20 protein-coding genes are annotated in these 18,503 nt (G+C 59.9%); 14 read left to right on the top strand and 6 right to left on the bottom strand.

Annotated features, from left to right (window positions below; translation table 11 throughout):
- The first annotated feature begins 93 nt into the window (after positions 1-93).
- From BDE40_RS03640 to BDE40_RS03630, 3 genes are read left to right on the top strand one after another with little or no spacing between them, the layout of a single operon-like run.
- The gene (locus tag BDE40_RS03640; RefSeq protein ID WP_134012913.1) at positions 94-1,329 is read left to right on the top strand and encodes an efflux RND transporter periplasmic adaptor subunit; all 1,236 of its coding nucleotides are present in this window, start codon (positions 94-96) and stop codon (positions 1,327-1,329) included.
- Complete coding sequence (gene devC, locus BDE40_RS03635) at positions 1,326-2,501, top strand: ABC transporter permease DevC (RefSeq protein ID WP_134012911.1); 1,176 nt, start codon at positions 1,326-1,328, stop codon at positions 2,499-2,501. The genes BDE40_RS03640 and devC overlap by 4 nt, the downstream gene beginning before the upstream one ends.
- On the top strand, positions 2,501-3,205 hold the full coding sequence (locus BDE40_RS03630; protein ID WP_134012909.1) for an ATP-binding cassette domain-containing protein: 705 nt from the start codon (positions 2,501-2,503) through the stop codon (positions 3,203-3,205). Before devC ends, BDE40_RS03630 begins: the two co-directional genes overlap by 1 nt.
- A 126-nt stretch (positions 3,206-3,331) precedes the next feature.
- On the opposite strand, the gene BDE40_RS03625 is transcribed toward BDE40_RS03630, so the two are convergent.
- Positions 3,332-4,021, bottom strand: coding sequence for a fumarylacetoacetate hydrolase family protein (locus tag BDE40_RS03625; protein WP_162848019.1), 690 nt, complete (start codon positions 4,019-4,021; stop codon positions 3,332-3,334).
- 90 nt (positions 4,022-4,111) lie between these two features.
- On the opposite strand from BDE40_RS03625, the gene BDE40_RS03620 reads away from it, so the two are divergent.
- The 5 genes from BDE40_RS03620 to BDE40_RS03600 all read left to right on the top strand — a co-directional run bounded on the left by BDE40_RS03620 (position 4,112) and on the right by BDE40_RS03600 (position 8,191).
- Positions 4,112-4,660 carry a DUF4329 domain-containing protein gene (locus BDE40_RS03620; RefSeq protein WP_134012907.1) on the top strand — a complete coding sequence of 183 codons (549 nt, stop codon included), beginning with the start codon at positions 4,112-4,114 and terminating at the stop codon, positions 4,658-4,660.
- 99 nt (positions 4,661-4,759) lie between these two features.
- Positions 4,760-5,641, top strand: coding sequence for a metal ABC transporter substrate-binding protein (locus BDE40_RS03615; RefSeq protein WP_134012905.1), 882 nt, complete (start codon positions 4,760-4,762; stop codon positions 5,639-5,641).
- Positions 5,638-6,525, top strand: coding sequence for a manganese/iron ABC transporter ATP-binding protein (locus BDE40_RS03610; protein WP_134012903.1), 888 nt, complete (start codon positions 5,638-5,640; stop codon positions 6,523-6,525). The genes BDE40_RS03615 and BDE40_RS03610 overlap by 4 nt, the downstream gene beginning before the upstream one ends.
- Positions 6,525-7,370 carry a metal ABC transporter permease gene (locus BDE40_RS03605; RefSeq protein ID WP_134013754.1) on the top strand — a complete coding sequence of 282 codons (846 nt, stop codon included), beginning with the start codon at positions 6,525-6,527 and terminating at the stop codon, positions 7,368-7,370. Before BDE40_RS03610 ends, BDE40_RS03605 begins: the two co-directional genes overlap by 1 nt.
- The gene (locus tag BDE40_RS03600; protein WP_134012901.1) at positions 7,370-8,191 is read left to right on the top strand and encodes a metal ABC transporter permease; all 822 of its coding nucleotides are present in this window, start codon (positions 7,370-7,372) and stop codon (positions 8,189-8,191) included. Before BDE40_RS03605 ends, BDE40_RS03600 begins: the two co-directional genes overlap by 1 nt.
- Here BDE40_RS03600 and BDE40_RS03595 read toward each other — a convergent pair.
- Positions 8,188-8,688 (bottom strand): anthrone oxygenase family protein, encoded by a 501-nt coding sequence (locus tag BDE40_RS03595; protein ID WP_134012899.1) that lies wholly within the window; start codon positions 8,686-8,688, stop codon positions 8,188-8,190. The two genes, BDE40_RS03600 and BDE40_RS03595, sit on opposite strands and share 4 nt — an antisense overlap.
- Positions 8,689-8,781: 93 nt before the next feature.
- On the opposite strand from BDE40_RS03595, the gene BDE40_RS03590 reads away from it, so the two are divergent.
- Positions 8,782-9,384, top strand: coding sequence for a TetR/AcrR family transcriptional regulator (locus tag BDE40_RS03590; protein ID WP_211342395.1), 603 nt, complete (start codon positions 8,782-8,784; stop codon positions 9,382-9,384).
- On the opposite strand, the gene BDE40_RS03585 is transcribed toward BDE40_RS03590, so the two are convergent.
- Entirely contained in the window at positions 9,381-10,160 is a 780-nt protein-coding gene (locus tag BDE40_RS03585; protein ID WP_134012897.1) for a DUF2189 domain-containing protein, read from the bottom strand. The genes BDE40_RS03590 and BDE40_RS03585 overlap by 4 nt on opposite strands.
- Positions 10,161-10,280: 120 nt before the next feature.
- On the opposite strand from BDE40_RS03585, the gene puuE reads away from it, so the two are divergent.
- From puuE to BDE40_RS03560, 5 genes are all read left to right on the top strand, one after another.
- Positions 10,281-11,696 (top strand): allantoinase PuuE, encoded by a 1,416-nt coding sequence (gene puuE / locus BDE40_RS03580; RefSeq protein ID WP_134012895.1) that lies wholly within the window; start codon positions 10,281-10,283, stop codon positions 11,694-11,696.
- Positions 11,693-12,508 carry a bifunctional allantoicase/(S)-ureidoglycine aminohydrolase gene (locus tag BDE40_RS03575; protein WP_134012893.1) on the top strand — a complete coding sequence of 272 codons (816 nt, stop codon included), beginning with the start codon at positions 11,693-11,695 and terminating at the stop codon, positions 12,506-12,508. Before puuE ends, BDE40_RS03575 begins: the two co-directional genes overlap by 4 nt.
- Positions 12,502-12,984, top strand: a complete 483-nt coding sequence (locus tag BDE40_RS03570) for an ureidoglycolate lyase (protein WP_134012891.1) — start codon at positions 12,502-12,504, stop codon at positions 12,982-12,984. The genes BDE40_RS03575 and BDE40_RS03570 overlap by 7 nt, the downstream gene beginning before the upstream one ends.
- Positions 12,985-13,047: 63 nt before the next feature.
- Positions 13,048-14,481 (top strand): nucleobase:cation symporter-2 family protein, encoded by a 1,434-nt coding sequence (locus BDE40_RS03565; protein ID WP_134012889.1) that lies wholly within the window; start codon positions 13,048-13,050, stop codon positions 14,479-14,481.
- A gap of 122 nt (positions 14,482-14,603) precedes the next feature.
- Positions 14,604-15,962 (top strand): phosphohexomutase domain-containing protein, encoded by a 1,359-nt coding sequence (locus tag BDE40_RS03560; protein ID WP_134012887.1) that lies wholly within the window; start codon positions 14,604-14,606, stop codon positions 15,960-15,962.
- A 56-nt stretch (positions 15,963-16,018) separates the two neighbouring features.
- Here the strand turns inward: BDE40_RS03560 and BDE40_RS03555 are convergent, their stop codons facing one another.
- From BDE40_RS03555 to BDE40_RS03545, 3 genes are all read right to left on the bottom strand, one after another.
- A complete protein-coding gene (locus BDE40_RS03555; RefSeq protein WP_134012885.1) occupies positions 16,019-16,612 on the bottom strand; it encodes a L,D-transpeptidase in 594 nt (197 codons plus the stop codon).
- A 67-nt stretch (positions 16,613-16,679) separates the two neighbouring features.
- Complete coding sequence (locus tag BDE40_RS03550; protein ID WP_134012883.1) at positions 16,680-17,666, bottom strand: type I glyceraldehyde-3-phosphate dehydrogenase; 987 nt, start codon at positions 17,664-17,666, stop codon at positions 16,680-16,682.
- 101 nt (positions 17,667-17,767) lie between these two features.
- Positions 17,768-18,493: a DsbA family protein gene (locus tag BDE40_RS03545; RefSeq protein ID WP_134012881.1), complete on the bottom strand. Its 726-nt coding sequence runs from the start codon at positions 18,491-18,493 to the stop codon at positions 17,768-17,770.
- Positions 18,494-18,503: the final 10 nt, after the last annotated feature.

The following is an 18,503-nucleotide window of genomic DNA, read 5'->3' as shown; positions in this document are numbered from 1 at the left end:
ACGCGACTTGACCTATCGCAACTTCTGCGTCCAACTCGGCTGATACCACCTCCCTAGACATGCCTCCTACGCTTGGCGACGACAGGCAGCGCGATGTTGAGAATAGAGGACCGCCTGACAATGCCGACCGACCCGAACCTGCCTCTGGAAGACAGCGGAATTTCCAAATCCACCGACACGCCTGCGCCAAAATCCGCCGGACGGTCGCGGCTGTTTTTGATCCCGCTCTTGATGCTCACCTTGTTCACCGGCGCAGTGATCGGCATGTATTTCCAACCTCCCGGCTTGCGCGTGTTTTTCAACGCCACAGGTTTGCAGCCGGGTGCCGGAACCGAGACGCCGATTGCGGTGGCCATCCAGCAGGTCGAAAAGCAAGAACAGGTGGCGGTCGTCAGCGAAGGCGACGTGGTGGCCTTGGGCCGGATCATCCCCTTGGGCGATGTGATCAGCGTGGCGACCCCGTCCGGTGCGGGGGATGCCCGCATTGCCGAAATTCGCGTGAGCCGTGGTGACGTGGTCGCAGCAAGCGATGTTCTGGCGGTGCTGGACAACCTACCGCAATTGCAAAGCATCGCCACGTCGGCGAAGGCCAATCTGGGTGTGCGCGAGGCCAATCTGGCGCAAACCCGCGCCTCGATCCTTGCAAGCCAAGCCGAAGCCAAGGCAACACTTGAGCGCGCCGAGACCACTGCGAACGCCGCCAGTGCCGATCTGACGCGGATGACCTCCCTGCTGGAGCGGGGCGTGACCACACGGGCCGAGTTCGACGAGACCGTTGCCCGCGCCAACGAGGCTGGGCGCGACGTGGAGCGCGCCATCGCGACCTTGTCGCGCTATGCCACCGGATCCGACACCGTGCAGGCCGACATTGCCGTGGCGGAGGCCAATCTGGAAGCCGCACGCGCCGACCTTGCCCGCGCCACACAGGATCTGGAACGCGCCTATGTGCGGGCACCGGTGCAAGGGACCGTGCTGGATATCAATGCGCGCGCGGGCGAGCGTCCGCCATCGAGCGGTGTGGTCGATCTGGGCGACACCTCGCAGATGACCGTAGAAGTGGAAGTTTACCAAACGCTGATCGGGCGTGTGACCATTGGTGATCCGGTCACGGTTTCGGCCCGCGCCTTGTCACAAGAGCTTAGCGGGACGGTGACGGCCATCGGGCTGGAAATCGGGCGGCAATCCATCACCTCGGACAATCCTGCGGCCAATACCGATGCGCGGGTGGTGGACGTGATTGTGACACTTGATGCGCCGTCATCGGAACTGGCGCGCAACTTCACCAACCTCGAAGCCTTGGTGCGGATCGACGCAGGTCGCCCTGAATGAGCCGCCTTCTGACCTATCTGTTCGGGCGGCTGCCGATTGGCTGGCTCCAGCTGTCGCATAACAAGGCGCGGCTGGTGGCCGCCGTTTCCGGTGTGTCCTTCGCCACGTTGTTGGTGTTCATGCAGTTGGGCATCATGGGCGCGTTGAACTCGTCGACCGTTGCTCCTTACGGGCTGTTGAACGCCGATATCGTGATCTCGTCCGAGGAAGGCAACACGCTGACCGACGCGGGCGAGATTGCGCGGGCGCGGATGTTTCAGGCGCTTGGGGTTCCCGGTGTTGCCGACGCCACGCCGCTTTATATCGGCAACCTGCCCTTCACGCTGGACGATGGCAGCACTGTGTCGTTGTTGAGCTTCGGATTTGACGTCTCCCAGCCTGAATTCGTGTCCCCAAGCATTGCGGCCAGTTTTGGCAGCCTGACGATTGAAAACACCGTTATTCTGGACCGCGACACCCGTGGAATGCCGGCCTCTGTCATCGACACGCTTATGGCTGGCGGGCGCTACGCGTTCGAGGCGAATGGCAACACGCTGGTCGCCGTTGGCACCATGAATGTTGGTGGCGGCTTTCTGGCGGACGGGATGCTGGCGATGTCGGACCAGACGTTTCTGCGCTCCTTCCCTGCCCGCACAAGCAGCGCGCCCAACCATATCCTGCTGAATGTTGATGATGGCGTGTCGGTAGACACCGTGGTCGAGCGTCTGCGCGACGCCCTGCCCAGCGCCAATGTCAAAGTTCTGACGGCGGACGCCTCGGCGCAGGCCGATCTGGACTTCATGTCGTCGGAGCGGCCCACGGGCATCATCTTCGGCTTTGGCGTGTTTATGGGCATCCTTGTGGGCTTGGTGATCGTCTATCAGGTGCTATCCACCGACGTGGCCGACCACTTAGGCGAATATGCCACCTTCAAGGCGATGGGCTACGGCCAGCCATTCTTTCTCGGCATTGTGTTCGAGGAGGCTATCGTTCTGGCGGTCTTCGGCTTCATTCCGGGGCTGATCGTGTCGATCGGGCTTTACGCGGGACTGAGGGCCGTGACCGGATTGCCCGTCGAGATGGATGCGAGCCGTGCGATCCTTGTGTTTCTGGGCACGCTGACGGCCTGCACCATATCGGGTGCCATCGCCACCCGCCGTCTGGCGGCGGCTGACCCTGCGGATTTGTTCTGATGGCTGAGAGTTTCCCTATAGAAGCCAGCGGTTTGAACCACTTCTTTGGCGAAGGCGAAGCGCGCAAGCAGGCCATTTTCGACCTGACTCTGAACATTGAGCGCGGCAGCCTGACGATCCTGATGGGGCCGTCCGGCTCTGGCAAAACCACCGTGCTGACATTGATGGGGTGCCTGCGCGAAGTCCAAGAAGGCAGCGTGCGGCTGCTCGGCCAAGAGTTGAATGGCGCCAGCGAGGCGCAACTGGTCAGCTTGCGCCGCAGGTTGGGGTTCATCTTTCAGGCGCATAACCTTCATGAAAGCCTGACCGCGGCGCAGAACGTGCTGATGGGATTACAGGTCCATGGCAACGCCAATCCCGTCAAGCAACGCGCCGCAGCCGACCACATCCTTGATCTGGTGGGGCTGGCGGATCGCCGGACGTACTTGCCCGGCAACCTGTCGGGCGGGCAGAAGCAACGGGTCGCGGTGGCGCGGGCTTTGGTGTCGAACCCTGACATCGTATTCGCGGATGAACCCACCGCTGCGCTGGACAAGGAGTCGGGGCATACGGTGGTGCAGATGCTGAAAACGCTTGGGCAAACGCGGCAAACCACGACGGTGATGGTGACCCATGACAACCGCATTCTGGAGATGGCCGACCGGATCATCACGCTGGAGGACGGGCGGGTCGTGTCGGACAAGGTGCCCAAACGCTCGCAATAAAGCACCCAGCGCGCCCCGCGGCAGATCCATAAAGACGACTATGATCGACGACATCGAAATGTCGGGAGAGCTGACGTCAAAATAATCAAGGCTGGCCCTGAAGTCGCGTCTGGACAGCCGGTGCGCCTATGACGCCGCTATTTTCACGCTGACATTTGGCAGCCCGTCGATACCGGCCTCCATCATATCACCGCGCCCCACTGCGGAGACCCCTGCGGGAGTGCCGGTCATGATCAGGTCACCCGGTGCGAGCTCGACCAGTGTCGACAGATGCGCCACGCAATCTGCGGCGGACCAGATCATCTCGGCCAGATCACCGGTTTGACGGGGCTCTCCATTGACGGTCAGCCAGATTTCGCCAGAGGTCAGCCCCCCTGCCTGCGCCACAGGCACCAGCGCGCCCAGCGGGGCGGAGCGGTCGAAGCCTTTCGCCATATCCCACGGGCGGCCCGCCTTCTTAGCGACGGCCTGCAGGTCGCGGCGGGTCAGGTCGATACCGACGCCTGCCCCCCAGACGTGGGCCATGGCATCCGAAAGCGATATATCCGAGCCACCTGTGCCGATGGCCAGAACCAGCTCCACCTCGTGATGCAGGTCGGCTGTGGCGCGGGGATAGGCGATCTCTGCCCCGCTTTCGACCACCGCATCGGCAGGCTTGGTGAAATAGAACGGCGGGTCACGCTCGTCATTGCCCATCTCGAGGATATGTTCCGCATAGTTCCGGCCAACACAGAATATGCGGCGCACGGGAAACCGGTCAGAGGAGCCTTCGACGGCGACGGAGGCCTGAGGTGCGGGCGGGATGACATAGCTCATGATAGACCTTCCAGTGAGAATCTTTGGACGCAACCTAGCTTCACACGGATTAGTTGGACAGCGCGCGATGCATCGGGTTAGCTTTCGCGCATGAAATTTATCGCCCTAAGCCTATCCGTCCTGCTGTTTTTCACCAATCTTGCTGGTGCCGACACCCGCCGCTCCGCCGATGACCAACAACTTCGCGCCGCGGCGCGCCAGATTCTGACGGGTCTTCAAAGCCGCAGTTTCAAGACGGGCCGCGAGTTTTGCGGATTGCTGGGGCGCAACGAGGACGGCGCCATCGTCTCTACGCGCCCGCGCAAGGGGAATGCCGATGATTGCCTGCCAAACGAATTCCGCGGGCGCGGTATAACCGCCCTCGCCTCGTACCATACGCATGGGGCCTATGATCACGAGGCCGATAGCGAAGTGCCGTCGTTCGAGGATTTATCAGCTGATATCGGGGAAGGGCTTATCGGGTTCATCGCGACCCCCGGTGGCAGGCTTTGGGTCAACCTGCCCGACCGGAGCATGAGCTTCCAGCTATGCGGTTTGCGGTGCCTTCCCCAAGACCGCCATTTCCATGCAGGTGACTGGGGGTTGATCCGCGACAAATACTCCTTGCGCCAGCTCAAGCAGCGCCAACAACTCTACTAAGCCAATCTTGCGATTAATTCGCAACTAGCTTGACTTATTGCAAACGACTCGCATATAGGGAGGGAACACCATCCCCCTATTCAGAGTGGTTTCCCACCTATGCGTATTGCCCTGCCCGCCCTTCTTGCGTTTTGTCTCAGCGTGCTGCCGGTTGCTGCCGCCGACAAGTTCAAGGCCGTCACCACCTTCACCGTGATTGCCGATATGGCGTCCCGTGTGGCGGGGGATGCCGCTGTTGTGGAAAGCATTACCAAGCCGGGGGCTGAAATTCACAATTACGAGCCGACCCCGCGCGATATCGTGCGCGCCCAGAACGCCGATCTGGTGTTGTGGAACGGGTTGAACCTCGAGCTGTGGTTCGAGCAGTTCTTCCGCAACCTGCGCGACGTGCCGTCTGCGGTGGTCTCGGACGGGGTGGAGCCTATGGGCATTTCCAAAGGTCCCTACTCTGGCAAGCCGAACCCGCACGCATGGATGTCGGTGGAAGCGGCGTTGATCTATGTAGACAACATCGCGGACGCCTTTGCCACGCATGACGTCGCCAACGCCGACACCTACCGCGCCAATGCCGACGTCTACAAAGCCGAGATCGTGGCTGCCCTTGGGCCGCTCAAGGATCGCATTGCCGCTTTGCCGGAAAACAAGCGCTGGTTGGTGACCTCGGAAGGGGCGTTCTCCTACCTTGCCCGCGATCTGGGGCTGAAAGAGCTGTATTTGTGGCCGATCAACGCCGACGCCCAAGGCACGCCTAGCCAAGTACGCCAGTTGATTGATGCCGTGCGCGACAACAACATCGGAGTGGTGTTCTCGGAAAGCACCGTCTCCGCCGCGCCTGCCGAGCAGATATCGCGCGAAACCGGTGCCGCTTATGGTGGCGTGCTATATGTCGACAGCCTGAGCAGCGAGGACGGCCCTGTGCCGACCTATCTGGACCTGCTCAGGGTTACCGTTGAAACCATCGTAGAAGGTCTGGAACAATGAGTTTTGGCAGCCTGCCTGACGACGCCGCCGGTATCTGCGCCGAAGGGATCACCGTCACCTACCGCAACGGACATACGGCCCTGCGCGATGCGTCCTTCTCGCTACCCAAAGGGACGATTGCGGCCTTGGTGGGGGTGAACGGCTCGGGAAAGTCCACGCTGTTTAAGGCGATTATGGGATTTGTCCCGACATCTGCGGGCAGCATTTCCATCCTTGGTGGCACCGTGCGAGACGCGTTGCGCGCCAATACTGTGGCCTATGTCCCGCAGGCAGAGGAGGTTGACTGGACGTTCCCTGTGTTGGTCGAGGATGTGGTGATGATGGGCCGTTATGGCCATATGGGGTTCTTCCGCATCCCGCGCGCCGAGGATCACAAAATGGTCGAGAAGGCGTTGGAGCGGGTCAACATGCTGGAATTCCGCCACCGCCAGATCGGTGAGTTGTCCGGCGGCCAGAAAAAGCGCGTGTTCCTTGCCCGCGCATTAGCACAAGACAGCCGCGTGGTGTTGCTGGACGAGCCGTTCACCGGCGTGGACGTGCAAACCGAGGACGCGATCATCGCCCTGCTGCGTGAGATGCGCGACGAGGGGCGGGTTATGCTGGTCTCGACCCATAACCTTGGCTCCGTACCTGAGTTTTGCGACCGCACCATTCTGATCAAGGAAACCGTGCTTGCGCATGGGCCGACCGAGGATATCTTTACCCGTCAGAATCTGGAACTGGCCTTTGGCGGGGTGCTGCGTCACTTCGTGATGCAAGGTGCTGACCTGCATGACGACGAGGAAGACAAACGTCGCCTGACGGTTATCTCGGATGATGAACGTCCATTCGTGATCTACGACCATCACGACGAGGACGAAGAAGAAGAGGCGGACGCGTCATGATGAGCGTGTTGTGGGAGCCGTTTACCTATAATTACATGCTCAACGCCATGTGGGTGTCGGCCTTGGTCGGTGCTGTGTGCGCCTTCCTGTCGTGTTATCTGATGCTCAAGGGCTGGTCGCTGATCGGCGACGCGCTGAGCCATTCTATCGTTCCGGGTGTGGCGGCAGCTTACATGCTGGGACTGCCCTTTGCGTTGGGGGCGTTCTTCGCGGGCGGCTTGGCGGGGGCGTCGATGCTGTTTTTGAACCAGCGCACCGGACTGAAGGAAGACGCCATTATCGGGCTGATCTTCACCTCGTTCTTCGGGCTGGGGTTGTTCATGATTTCTTTGTCGCCCGCCTCGGTGAACATCCAGACGATCATCATGGGCAATATCCTCGCCATTTCCCCTGCGGACACGCTGCAGCTGGCTTTGATCGGGGGCGTGTCGCTGATTGTGCTGCTGGCCAAATGGCGTGACCTGATGGTGACGTTTTTTGACGAGAGCCATGCGCGGTCGATCGGGCTGCGGCCTGAATTGCTGAAAGTGGTGTTCTTCACCCTGCTTTCCGCCTGTACCGTGGCGGCCATGCAAACCGTGGGTGCGTTTCTGGTCATCGCCATGGTGGTGACACCGGGGGCGACGGCCTACCTTCTGACCGACCGCTTCCCCAGCCTGTTGATGATCTCCGTAGCGATCGGCACTCTGACCTCCTTTGTCGGAGCCTATGCCAGCTACTTCCTGGATGGGGCGACCGGTGGCGTGATCGTCTGCCTGCAAACCCTGCTGTTTTTGGCTGCGTTTGTCTTTGCCCCGAAACACGGCATCTTGGCCGCACGCGCCCGTGCGCGGGAGGCGTTGTGATGGAGTGGTCCCTTCCCTTCCAGTTCCCGTTCATGGTGAACGCGCTGATTATCTCGGTCATGCTAGCGATCCCTGCTGGCCTGCTATCATGCTTTCTGGTCCTCAAAGGCTGGTCGCTGATGGGCGACGCCATTTCCCACGCGGTGCTGCCGGGGGTGGTCTTGGCTTACGTCTTGGGTCTGCCCTTGGGCTTGGGCGCGTTTACCGCCGGCATGGTCTGCGCGGGACTGACGGGCTGGATCGACGAGAACTCTCGCGTGAAGCGTGACACGGTGATGGGCGTCGTGTTCTCGGGCATGTTCGGGCTTGGGATCGTCATGTATACCAAGATCGAGAGCGAGGTTCATCTGGACCACATCCTGTTTGGCAACATGCTGGGCGTCGGGCCGGAAGACATGTGGACCACCGGTGTGATCGCGGTGGTTGTTACCGGGCTTATCGGCTTTTTCTGGCGGGACCTGTTGCTGCAAGCGTTCGACGAGCAACAGGCCCGCGCGCAGGGGCTGCATGTCCGTGCATTGCATTTCGGGATGCTGGCAGCAATCTCGCTGACAGTTGTTGCAGCGCTTCAGGCGGTCGGGATCATCCTTGCGATTGCGTTCCTTGTGGCGCCCGGTGCCATCGCCTTCCTGCTGACTAAGCGGTTTGGTGTCATGCTGTGGCTGTCCATGGGGATCGCGGCTATCTGTTCCTTTGTCGGTGTCTATGCGAGCTTCTTTCTTGATAGCGCCCCTGCCCCGACGATTGTGTTGCTGATGACGGCGGCCTTCATCGCCGCCTTCATCCGCGCCACGGTGCAATCGCGGCGCGCAACGGTCTAGGCAGCCTTGCCGATCTTAGTGAGGCCAATGCAGGCAAACAGCAATGCAACCCCGCTGGCGACTGTGCGGGCTTGGTTCCAGAATTGCCATTTGGGGGAATAGCCCTCCCAGATGACCTGCGCCGCCGCGCGATCATCTGGGATGTCGACCAAAGCCAGCGCCTCGTTCATCGGGACGTTGACCGCCATGGTCAGCAGTGTTCCGAACACAAGTGACACCGTGGCAGCCACACCGAACCAGAGTGATGCACTTCCCTTGCCCGCCAGCTTTAGCGCCAGTGCGGTGAGTGCCAGTACCACGGGCGTGCCAAAGAAAGCAGGCGCGAAGACAGCATTTCGGACCGAGCCGTTCATCGCGTTCATCGCCGAGATGGCTGTACGCGGGTCGAGCGTGTCCAACCCCCACATCGTCGAACAGACCCACGCGTAGAAGAACCCGAATATCGCCCCTGCAAACACGGTGGAGATTACGGCAAATGACTTGGCAGATTGTTGCATGGTTCTTTCCTTTCAAAAATCGTACACATCTATACGGCTTTACATTTTCGTACACATGTGTTCGGTAATATTCAAGCTATTAAAGAGGCTAAGGTGCGGGCAGAGCGAAAAGACAAGCGGCGATCAGAAATCGAGAGCGTCGCGCTCGAAGTGATGCGCCAGCGCGGGTATGAGGGCGCGTCGATGCTCAACATTGCCAAAGCGGCCAAGGCTTCGAACGAGACCTTGTATCGCTGGTATGGCGACAAGCAGCAGCTGTTTCTGGAGATCGTGAAATCGAATGCCGCGGATGCGGAGGCGGCTTTGGACAAGGCGCTTGCCGCAGATTTGCCGCCCGAGAATATCCTTGAGGAAATGGGCAAACGCATGCTGCACCTATTGCTAGGGGAGCGTGCCGTTGCGCTGAACCGCGCAGCGGCGTCAGACGCGAGCGGGCATCTTGGCGCGGCCATCGCGAAAGGCGGGCGCGAGCGGGTGTTTCCAAAAATCGTGCTGCTTATGGGCGCGCTGCGTAAGGCCGGATTGATTGATCCGCCCGACGATGAACAGGCCGCGATGTGGTTTCTAAGCTTGCTGATCGGCGACCTGCAAACGCGCCGCGTCATCGGCACATTGCCGCAACCGACCCGCACGCAGATCAACGAACATGTCGAGACAACCTTGCAGGCCTTTTACCGCCTGTGCGGCCCCCGCTAAAGCGGCGTGAACAACGCGCGCCGGTAGATGTGCCATGTTGCGTGGCCAAGGACCGGCAGGGCCAGAAACAGCCCCAGAAACATCGGCACCATCGCCGCCAATACAGTCACCGCGATAATCGCGGCCCAAAGCAGCATGACGACGCGATTGCGCAACACGGTGCGGATGGAGAAGCCCATTGCGGTCATGAAATCAATCTCGCGATCCAAAAGCAACGGCATCGAGACCACGGTGATGGAATAAGTGAACAAGGCCACGAGGCCGCCCACAAGAAGCTGAAACGCGATCAGCATCATACCGTGCGGTGTCAGGAACATGTCCCATGAGGTGGTGATGTTGATCAGCTGCATATTGCCTAAGAACATCGCGAAGGACATGTGGGCAAAGAAACTCCAAAACAAGAAGATGATGACCAGCAAGGCGCCGATCCACGGCAACTGCCTGCCCCGCTCTGCCCAGACAACCGACAGGACCGAGGACCAGCCCAACGGCTCACCCGCTTCCAGGCGGCGGCTGACTTCGTAAAGACCCACCGCGGCAAAAGGGGCGAAGATCGGGAACCCCAAGGCCAGCACCAAAGTCCATGTAAAGGTTCCGGCCCCCCAATAGATCAGTCCTGCCCCGCACAAAACGTAGAAGGCCGAGAAGAAAAGCCCGTACATGGGCGCCCGCGTAAAATCACGCCACCCTTCGCGAAGCGCTCGAAACAGCTCCCATAGGGTGACGGTTCCGATTTCAGGGCGTGGTGAGGCGGCAATTTCGGTGTCTTCAGTCATGGCTCATGACAGCACAAGTTGAGGCGCGCGAGCAAGCATTAGCTGTCTTGCGGAACAGTCTTTCAAATTAAATTTGAAATACGAAAAGATTAAGATGATGTAGCCATAAGGTAACAAAGGATGACCATCATGCGATACACACGAGATTTGCGAGGCCACGGGCCTACCCCACCAAACGCCAACTGGCCCAATGGCGCGAAGATTGCTGTGCAAATTGTCGTTAATTATGAAGAGGGTGGCGAGAATTGCGTCCTGCATGGCGACGCCGCATCCGAGGCGTTCCTATCCGAGATTGTTGGGGCCGCAGCATGGCCGGATCAGCGCCACTGGAATATGGAATCAATCTACGAATATGGCGCCCGCGCCGGTTTTTGGCGGTTGCACCGGCTTTTGAAAGACCTGCCGATCACGGTTTACGGCGTTGCCACGGCGCTTGCGCGCTCCCCCGAGCAGGTCGCGGCTATGAAAGACGCGGGCTGGGAAATTGCCTCACACGGACTGAAATGGATCGAATATAAAGATTACGCGCCAGAAGACGAGCGCGCGGACATGGACGCCGCCGTAAAGCTGCATACCGAGGCTGTCGGCGAGGCCCCGCGCGGGTGGTACACGGGCCGCTGCTCGGAGAACACCGTGCGACTGGTGACCGAGCATGGCGGTTTCGACTATGTGGCAGACAGCTATGCCGATGATCTGCCCTATTACGTGCGCTATGACGGTCGCGACCAGCTGGTGGTACCTTATACGCTCGATTGCAACGACATGCGCTTTGCCACGCCGCAAGGGTTCAACTCGGGCGATCAATTCGAGGCCTATCTGCGCGACAGCTTTGATGCGCTGTACGAAGAAGGCAGTGACGGCGCACCGAAAATGCTGTCGATCGGGCTGCACTGCCGCTTGATCGGGCGTCCGGGCCGTGTGCAGGCGCTGAAGCGCTTTTTGACGTATGTGAACGGGCATGAGGGCGTGTGGTTCGCCACCCGCGAACAGATCGCGCAGCATTGGATGGCAGAGCACCCGCCGACCCCTGCAACCCGCCCGACGATGATGGATAAAGTCACGTTTATAAATACTTACGGCAGCATCTTCGAGCACTCTCCATGGGTTGCCGAGCGCGCATGGGATCTGGAACTCGGCCCTGCGCATGACAGCGCGGAAGGTCTTTGGAATGCCATGGCACGTGTTTTCCGTGCGGCCAGCCCGACGGAGCGGCTGGAAGTGTTGGACGCACACCCTGATCTTGCAGGAAAGCTCGCGGCCGCCAAACGGTTGACGGCGGAAAGCACTACCGAGCAAGCGAGCGCGGGGCTGGATTCCCTGACTGACGAGGAACGCCAAGCCTTTACCGACCTGAATGAAGAATACGTTGCAAAGCACGGATTTCCATTCATTATTGCGGTTCGTGACAACAACAAAGCCAGCATCCTCGCGGCCTTCCACAGCCGCATCAACAACGATAGTGAAACCGAATTTGTCGAGGCCTGCAGACAGGTTGAGCGAATCGCGCAACTACGCCTACAGGAATTATTGCCATGAGTTATGCCATCCCACCCGCAGGCCTGCCGTCGCAAGCAGATGACTTAACCGGAACGGCAGTTTTCACGGAAGCCTATGCGTTTATGCCGGCTGGCGTGATGCGCGATATCGTGACGAGCTTCATTCCGCATTGGGACAAGTCGCGCGCATGGATCATCGCCCGCCCGCTGTCGGGCTTTGCGGAAACCTTTTCGCAATACATCATGGAAGTCAGCGCGGGCGGCGGCTCTGACCGGCCAGAAGACAACCCGGACGCCGAAGCGGTGCTGTTTGTGGTCGAGGGGCAAGTCGAGCTGAAAAACAGCGCTGGCACCCATGTGTTGAAGGAAGGCGGCTATGCCTACCTGCCTGCGGGTCAAGGTTGGACGCTTCACAACCGCAGCGACAAGAAGGCGACATTTCACTGGATCCGCAAGCGCTACGAAGCTGTCGACGGCATCCCCTCACCTGAGGCCTTCGTGACCTCGGACGCCGAAACCGCACCAATCGCTATGCCCGACACCAACGGCGCATGGGCCACGACCCGCTTCGTCGAGCCGACGGATTTGCGCCACGACATGCATTTCAACATTGTGACGTTTCAACCGGGCGGATTGATCCCGTTCGAGGAAACGCATGTGATGGAACACGGGCTTTATGTCATAGAAGGGACAGCCGAATACCTGCTGAACCGCGATTGGGTCTCGGTCGGCCCCGGCGATTTCATGTGGCTGCGCGCGTTCTGCCCGCAAGCCTGCCGTGCCACAGGCGACGGGCCATTCCGCTATCTGTTGTATAAGGACGTGAACCGTCACGCGAAGCTGCCATGGTGATCCGCACCCAGCCTTTGACGGCTGACGCCTTTGCGCCCTATGGCGATGTGCTGGACTGCGCGGGCAACCCTGACAAAATAATCAACGAGGGCCTGTGCGGGCGGTTCCATGACCGTGCCGCATTGGACTTTGAAGATGGCCACGCGGGCGTCAGCCTGTTTCAGGCGCAACCGCGCGCGCTGCCCTATGAGTTGACGCTGCTGGAGCGTCACCCACAAGGCTCGCAGGCGTTCATACCGATGAGCTTTGATCCGTTTCTGGTCATCGTCGCGGAGGATCTGGGTGACAGGCCCGGCGATGTTGCCGCGTTTTTGAGCGCTGCCGGGCAAGCCATCAATTTTCACAAGGGCACGTGGCACGGGGTTTTGACACCCCTTCATGCGCCAGGGCTATTTGCCGTTGTCGACCGGATTGGTGACGGGGCGAATTTAGAAGAATACAGGCTGGAAGAACCGGTCCTGATAGAGCGCGGGTAACGCGCCATAGAGCGGTCACACTATCCAGTGTGGCCAAAGAAACAGTCGAACGGGGAGAACGTCATGGCTGATAATTCACTAGGGACCGCAGAACAACTGCGCGATCCGAACTACACACCGGCTCTCGCGAAAGCGATTCCACTTGGCATCCAGCACGTGCTGGCCATGTTCGTCTCGAACGTGACACCTGCCATCATCATTGCCGGCGCCGCCGGCTTCGGTTTTGGCTCGGACGCAGGCGCGCAGGGTTTCCCTGACATGACCTACCTGATCCAGATGTCGATGCTGTTTGCCGGCATCGCCACATTGTTCCAGACCATCGGTTTTGGCCCAGTTGGCGCGCGTCTGCCAATCGTTCAAGGCACATCGTTTGCGTTCATCCCGATCATGATCCCGCTTGTTGCCGGCAAAGGTGTTGAAGCTCTGCCTGCCTTGTTTGGCGGCGTCATCATTGGTGGCCTGTTCCACACGCTTATCGCGACATTCATCGGCAAAATCCGCTTCGCCCTGCCACCTTTGGTGACAGGTCTTGTGGTGACAATGATCGGTCTGGCTCTGGTCAAAGTGGGCATCCAATACGCTGCCGGTGGCGTTCCTGCCATCGACAAGCCGGAATATGGCTCGCTGTTGAACTGGTCCGCCGCACTGGTGGTGGTCTTCGTGACCTTGGCGCTGAAGTTCTACGCCAAGGGCATGCTGGCCGTGTCTGCGGTCGTGATCGGCATCTTCGTGGGCTACCTCTATGCCATGACCGTCGGCATGGTGACCCTTGAAGGCATCGCCACCAGCTGGGGCCGTGCGGCGCCTGTCGCCTTCCCGATGCCGTTCAAATACGGCTTCGAGATGAGCTTTGCTGCGATCATCGGCTTCTGCCTGATGGCCTTCGTGTCAGCGGTTGAGACCGTGGGCGACGTCTCGGGCATCACCAAAGGTGGCGCGGGTCGTGAAGCGACTGAGGAAGAAATCACTGGTGCGACCTACGCGGACGGTATCGGTTCTGCGGTTGCCGGCGTCTTTGGCGGCTTCCCGAACACCTCGTTCAGCCAGAACGTGGGCCTGATCGCCATGACCGGTGTGATGAGCCGCCATGTTGTGACCATCGGCGCGATCTTCCTGATCATCTGTGGCTTGATCCCGAAAGTTGGCGCGGTGATCCGCACCATCCCGATCGAGGTCTTGGGCGGCGGTGTGATCGTGATGTTTGGCATGGTTGTGGCCGCCGGTATCTCGATGCTGTCGGACGTCAACTGGAACCGCCGCAACATGGTGATCTTCGCGATTGCCCTGTCGGTGGGCCTTGGGTTGCAGCTTGACCCGAAGGCGGTGCAATACCTGCCTGACACGCTGCGCATCCTGATGACATCCGGCCTGCTGCCTGCAGCGCTGATTGCCATCGTGCTGAACCTGATCCTGCCGGAAGAGCTGACAGGCGAGGCCACAGAAGAGGTATCCGGCGGCATGGCAGGTCATGGTGAAGGCTCGCTTCCAAAGAGCTAGGCATACCAAATGAAGTTGTGAAACGGCCCCGTTGGAAACAGCGGGGCCTTTTTGCTGCGGTGCCCCCTTGGAGCAACGCAGGCTTCAGGTTAAGGCTATGGGCAACAATGCGAGGCAAAATTATGAGCACCCTGACCTGTTTCAAAAGCTACGATGTGCGTGGTCGCTTGGGCGACGAGTTGAACGAAGACATCTGCTACGGCATCGGACGGGGCTTTGCGCGCTCCATTGAACCGGAAACAGTGGTGATCGGGTATGACATTCGGCCGACCTCTAGAGCGCTTGCCGGGCAATTGGCTGAGGGGCTTCGTGATGAAGGTGTCGACGTCATCGACATTGGTCTGTGCGGCACCGAGGAAGTGTATTTCGCCACGTCGCACTATGAGGCCGGTGGTGGGCTGATGGTCACCGCATCGCACAACCCCATCGACTATAACGGCATCAAGATGGTGCGGGCGGGCTCGCGGCCTATTTCTTCGGCGGATGGTTTGGGCGAGATACAAGCCTTGGTGGAAGCGGGCGACTTTGGCCCTGTCAAAACCCGCGGCACGTTGGAGCAACGCAACTCTCGGGACGCCTATGCCGACCGCGTGGTGGGGTTTGCGGACGTCTCGACATGGCGGCCCATGAAAGTCGTGGTCAATGCAGGCAATGGCGTGGCTGGCCCCGCCTTTGACGTGATCGCAGACAAGCTCGGCGCGCCGGTTGACTTTGTGCGCCAACATCTCACCCCTGACAGCACGTTCCCCAATGGCATCCCGAACCCCCTGCTGGAAGAAAACCGCGCACAGACTGCCGAACTGGTGCTTTCCGAGGGTGCGGATATGGGAGTGGCTTGGGACGGCGATTTCGACCGCTGCTTTTTCTTTGACGAAACCGGAGCCTTCATTGATGGCGAATATGTCGTGGGCCTTCTGGCCGGCGCGTTTCTTGGCAAACATGCGGGCGCGAAAATTATCCATGACCCGCGGGTGATCTGGGCGCTGCTTGATCTGGTGGAAGCGGGCGGCGGCGAGGCCGTGGTGTCCCAATCGGGCCACTCCCACATCAAAGCGAAGATGCGCGAGGTGGACGCGGTCTATGGCGGCGAGATGTCGGCGCACCACTATTTCCGCGATTTCATGTATTGCGACAGCGGGATGATCCCGTGGATCTTGCTGATCGAACATATGAGCACGTCCGGCAAGAAGCTGTCTGAACTTGTCGCCGATATGCAGGCGCGGTTCCCGTCCTCGGGGGAGATCAACTTCAAGCTTGCCGACAAGCAACCTGCGATTGATGCGTTCGAGGCGACCTATTTGCCGGATGCAAAGGGCGTTGACCGTCTGGACGGGCTGTCACTGGATTACGGGGAGTGGCGGGTGAACCTGCGCCAGTCCAACACCGAAGCGCTGCTGCGCCTGAACGTGGAAACACGCGGCGACCGCGCGCTGCTGGCCGAGAAAGTGGCCGAGATCAGCACGCTGATCACCGAGGCCTGACCCGAGTTGCAAATACAAAACGGGCGGTGTGCACCTACGCCACCGCCCGTTTCTTGTCAGATCACGCGGACTTGCGTGCCGACGGGGCACAGCTCGAAAAGCTGTGCGATCTGTTCGTTATATAGACCGATGCAACCGGAAGACGAGCGGCGCCCGATCTTGCGTGTGTCATGGGTGCCGTGGATCAGATAGGCAGGCCAGCTCAGATACATCGCATGGGTGCCAAGCGGGTTACCGGGGCCCGGCGGCATATAGGACAGGTCCGGGTTTTCAGCGATCATGTTCGCGGTTGGCGTCCAGTCAGGCCCAACCCGTTTGCGCACGATCTTGGTATAACCGCGCTTGGTCAGATCCTCGCGACGGGGCACCGAGGTCGCGAAAACGCGGTAATCGGAGCCGTCGGAATTCCAGTAATGCAGCGCGCGCGACGTGGTGTCGGCCACGACTGTGGCGACGCCCAGCGTGTCAAAATGGTCTTGCCATTGCTGGTATTGGAAGCTTGATGCGTTGCGGCGCACGCCTTGAGGCGTTTGCGGGACGTCCAGCTCATCGACAGGCGTTTCGACAGACTGCGCCCGCAACAGCGCAGGCGTGACCAAGGCCGCCGAAGCGGTAGCAAGGAAGAGACGACGGGAATGCTTGATGCTCATAGGTTTCGGGCCTCTGGCTTTTGTTACTGTTTGGGACCGACTAACAGGTTGCTGGCGTGCCAGAAACTCACATCTTTGTCATGCGCCGGGTGAGGTCGATCATGCGGTTGGAGAAACCCCATTCGTTGTCGTACCAGCCGAACACCCGCGCCATGCCACCGGACTGGGTGACATGGGTCTCCGGCAGCGCCATGACGATGCTTTCAGGCCGCGCGCGCAGATCGGAGGACACCAGTGGTTCGTCCGTGGTCCCGATGATTGCCCCTTTTGCGGCAATCAAGACATCATTGATTTTCTTTTCGCTGAAAGGCGTTTGCGCCTGAAAGCTCATGTCGATTGCCGACACTGACGCCGTCGGAACCCGCACCGAAGTCGCGAATATCCGCCCCGCCAGATCGGGCAATACCAGATCGGTGAGTTTTCCTGCGGAGGTCGTGGTCGGCACCATCGACAGCGCGGCGGCGCGCGAGCGCACCAGATCGCCGCGCGGGGCATCGACCGTAGGCTGCGACCCCGTGTAGCAGTGGATCGTCGTCATATGGGCGGTGACCAGCCCGAAAGCGTCGTCGATCACCCGCGCCAAGGGTGCCAAAGCATTGGTGGTGCAGGACGCGCAGGAAATGATGGCCTGATCGGCCAAGGCGTCATCATTGGCCCCCAGCACCACAGTTTGATCGGCGGTCGGACACGGGCCGGAGATCAGTACCCGCCCCGCCCCCGCACGCAACCCGCGCTCGGCAAATTCCCGCGTTGTGGACTTGCCAGTGCATTCGAGGACCAGATCAACGCCGTTGAGGTCAATTTGGGACAGGTCGGGATTGTCAGTCAACGGATAGCGCGCGCCGTTGATCGTCAGAGACTCTTTGTCATAGCTGACGTCCCCCGGGAACGGGCCAAAGACGCTGTCATGTTTCAATAAATAGGCACAGAGTTCCGGTCGCGCGATGTCGTTGAGAGCTACGATTTCAAAGCCGTCACCCGCAGATGTGGTTGTTAACAAACGTAGAATGGAGCGCCCGATGCGCCCCAACCCGTTGATCGCAATCCTCGCCATGCGCCCGCCCCCTTCGCCTTATGGTTCGCTGAATTCCCCCGACACTAGGCCGTTACAAAATCCCAATGGAACCCCAAAAATGTGGGGAGGCAATTGAAGGGTTAGCCCGCGTCGCGGATTTGGGCGACAAGGTCTTTCATCTGGTCCAGCTCAATCGCGCCGGGTGCTATCTGGTCACCGAAGATAAAGGCAGGTGTGCCGTTGAGGTCCAGCGCACGGGTCAGCTGCATGCTGGTCTGGATATGGGCCACAACCTCTGGTGCATCCATGTCTTGCTTGAGTTGCTCGATATCCATCCCAAGCTCTTCGGCGATGCGGATGACGCTGGCCTCGTTGGCACGGCCCTCGTTGCGCATCAGCGCATTGTGGAACGCTTCGTATTTGCCCTGGCTGCGCGAGGCGAGGGCTGCGCGTGCTGCGTACACACTTTCTTCACCAAGGATTGGCCATTCGCGCATCACCACACGCACATTGGTGTCGTCGCGGATCAGCGCGTGAACGTCATCGAAGGTGCGCCGGCAATAACCGCAATTATAGTCAAAGAACTCGACCACGGTGACGTCGCCATCAGGATTGCCCAGCACAGGCGCGTTGGGATCGCGCTCCAACACGGCGCGATTGGCCGACAGTACCGATTGCGCTTGTGCGGCATCGGCCTCCTCTTTGCGCGCTTGCAGGGTTTGCAGTGCTTCCATGACGATTTCCGGATTTTCGCGGATGGTTTCCAGCACCAGTTCCTGCATCTGGGCACGGCTTAGGTCTTCTGCGGAAGCTGAGGTTGCGACAAGGCAAAGCGCAAGAGCAGTCGAGGTGGCAAAACGGATCATTGGGCAAGCT

The sequence above is a fragment of the Litoreibacter halocynthiae genome (assembly GCF_004365635.1).
In the GTDB taxonomy this organism is placed as follows: Bacteria; Pseudomonadota; Alphaproteobacteria; order Rhodobacterales; family Rhodobacteraceae; genus Litoreibacter; species Litoreibacter halocynthiae.
The sequence above is the reverse complement of the archived record's forward strand: the minus strand, read 5'-3'. Positions and strand labels throughout refer to the sequence as shown.

Excerpts from the sequence above, each read along its gene's own strand:
- BDE40_RS03605 (WP_134013754.1), top strand. The coding sequence starts at position 6,525 with ATGAGCGTGTTGTGGGAGCCGTTTACCTATAATTACATGCTCAACGCC.
- BDE40_RS03630 (WP_134012909.1), top strand. The coding sequence starts at position 2,501 with ATGGCTGAGAGTTTCCCTATAGAAGCCAGCGGTTTGAACCACTTCTTT.
- BDE40_RS03585 (WP_134012897.1), bottom strand. The coding sequence starts at position 10,160 with ATGACTGAAGACACCGAAATTGCCGCCTCACCACGCCCTGAAATCGGA.
- BDE40_RS03610 (WP_134012903.1), top strand. The coding sequence starts at position 5,638 with ATGAGTTTTGGCAGCCTGCCTGACGACGCCGCCGGTATCTGCGCCGAA.
- BDE40_RS03575 (WP_134012893.1), top strand. The coding sequence starts at position 11,693 with ATGAGTTATGCCATCCCACCCGCAGGCCTGCCGTCGCAAGCAGATGAC.
- BDE40_RS03625 (WP_162848019.1), bottom strand. The coding sequence starts at position 4,021 with ATGAGCTATGTCATCCCGCCCGCACCTCAGGCCTCCGTCGCCGTCGAA.
- BDE40_RS03640 (WP_134012913.1), top strand. The coding sequence starts at position 94 with ATGTTGAGAATAGAGGACCGCCTGACAATGCCGACCGACCCGAACCTG.
- devC (WP_134012911.1), top strand. The coding sequence starts at position 1,326 with ATGAGCCGCCTTCTGACCTATCTGTTCGGGCGGCTGCCGATTGGCTGG.
- BDE40_RS03550 (WP_134012883.1), bottom strand. The coding sequence starts at position 17,666 with ATGGCGAGGATTGCGATCAACGGGTTGGGGCGCATCGGGCGCTCCATT.
- puuE (WP_134012895.1), top strand. The coding sequence starts at position 10,281 with ATGACCATCATGCGATACACACGAGATTTGCGAGGCCACGGGCCTACC.
- BDE40_RS03570 (WP_134012891.1), top strand. The coding sequence starts at position 12,502 with ATGGTGATCCGCACCCAGCCTTTGACGGCTGACGCCTTTGCGCCCTAT.
- BDE40_RS03595 (WP_134012899.1), bottom strand. The coding sequence starts at position 8,688 with ATGCAACAATCTGCCAAGTCATTTGCCGTAATCTCCACCGTGTTTGCA.
- BDE40_RS03615 (WP_134012905.1), top strand. The coding sequence starts at position 4,760 with ATGCGTATTGCCCTGCCCGCCCTTCTTGCGTTTTGTCTCAGCGTGCTG.
- BDE40_RS03600 (WP_134012901.1), top strand. The coding sequence starts at position 7,370 with ATGGAGTGGTCCCTTCCCTTCCAGTTCCCGTTCATGGTGAACGCGCTG.
- BDE40_RS03565 (WP_134012889.1), top strand. The coding sequence starts at position 13,048 with ATGGCTGATAATTCACTAGGGACCGCAGAACAACTGCGCGATCCGAAC.
- BDE40_RS03545 (WP_134012881.1), bottom strand. The coding sequence starts at position 18,493 with ATGATCCGTTTTGCCACCTCGACTGCTCTTGCGCTTTGCCTTGTCGCA.
- BDE40_RS03620 (WP_134012907.1), top strand. The coding sequence starts at position 4,112 with ATGAAATTTATCGCCCTAAGCCTATCCGTCCTGCTGTTTTTCACCAAT.
- BDE40_RS03560 (WP_134012887.1), top strand. The coding sequence starts at position 14,604 with ATGAGCACCCTGACCTGTTTCAAAAGCTACGATGTGCGTGGTCGCTTG.
- BDE40_RS03555 (WP_134012885.1), bottom strand. The coding sequence starts at position 16,612 with ATGAGCATCAAGCATTCCCGTCGTCTCTTCCTTGCTACCGCTTCGGCG.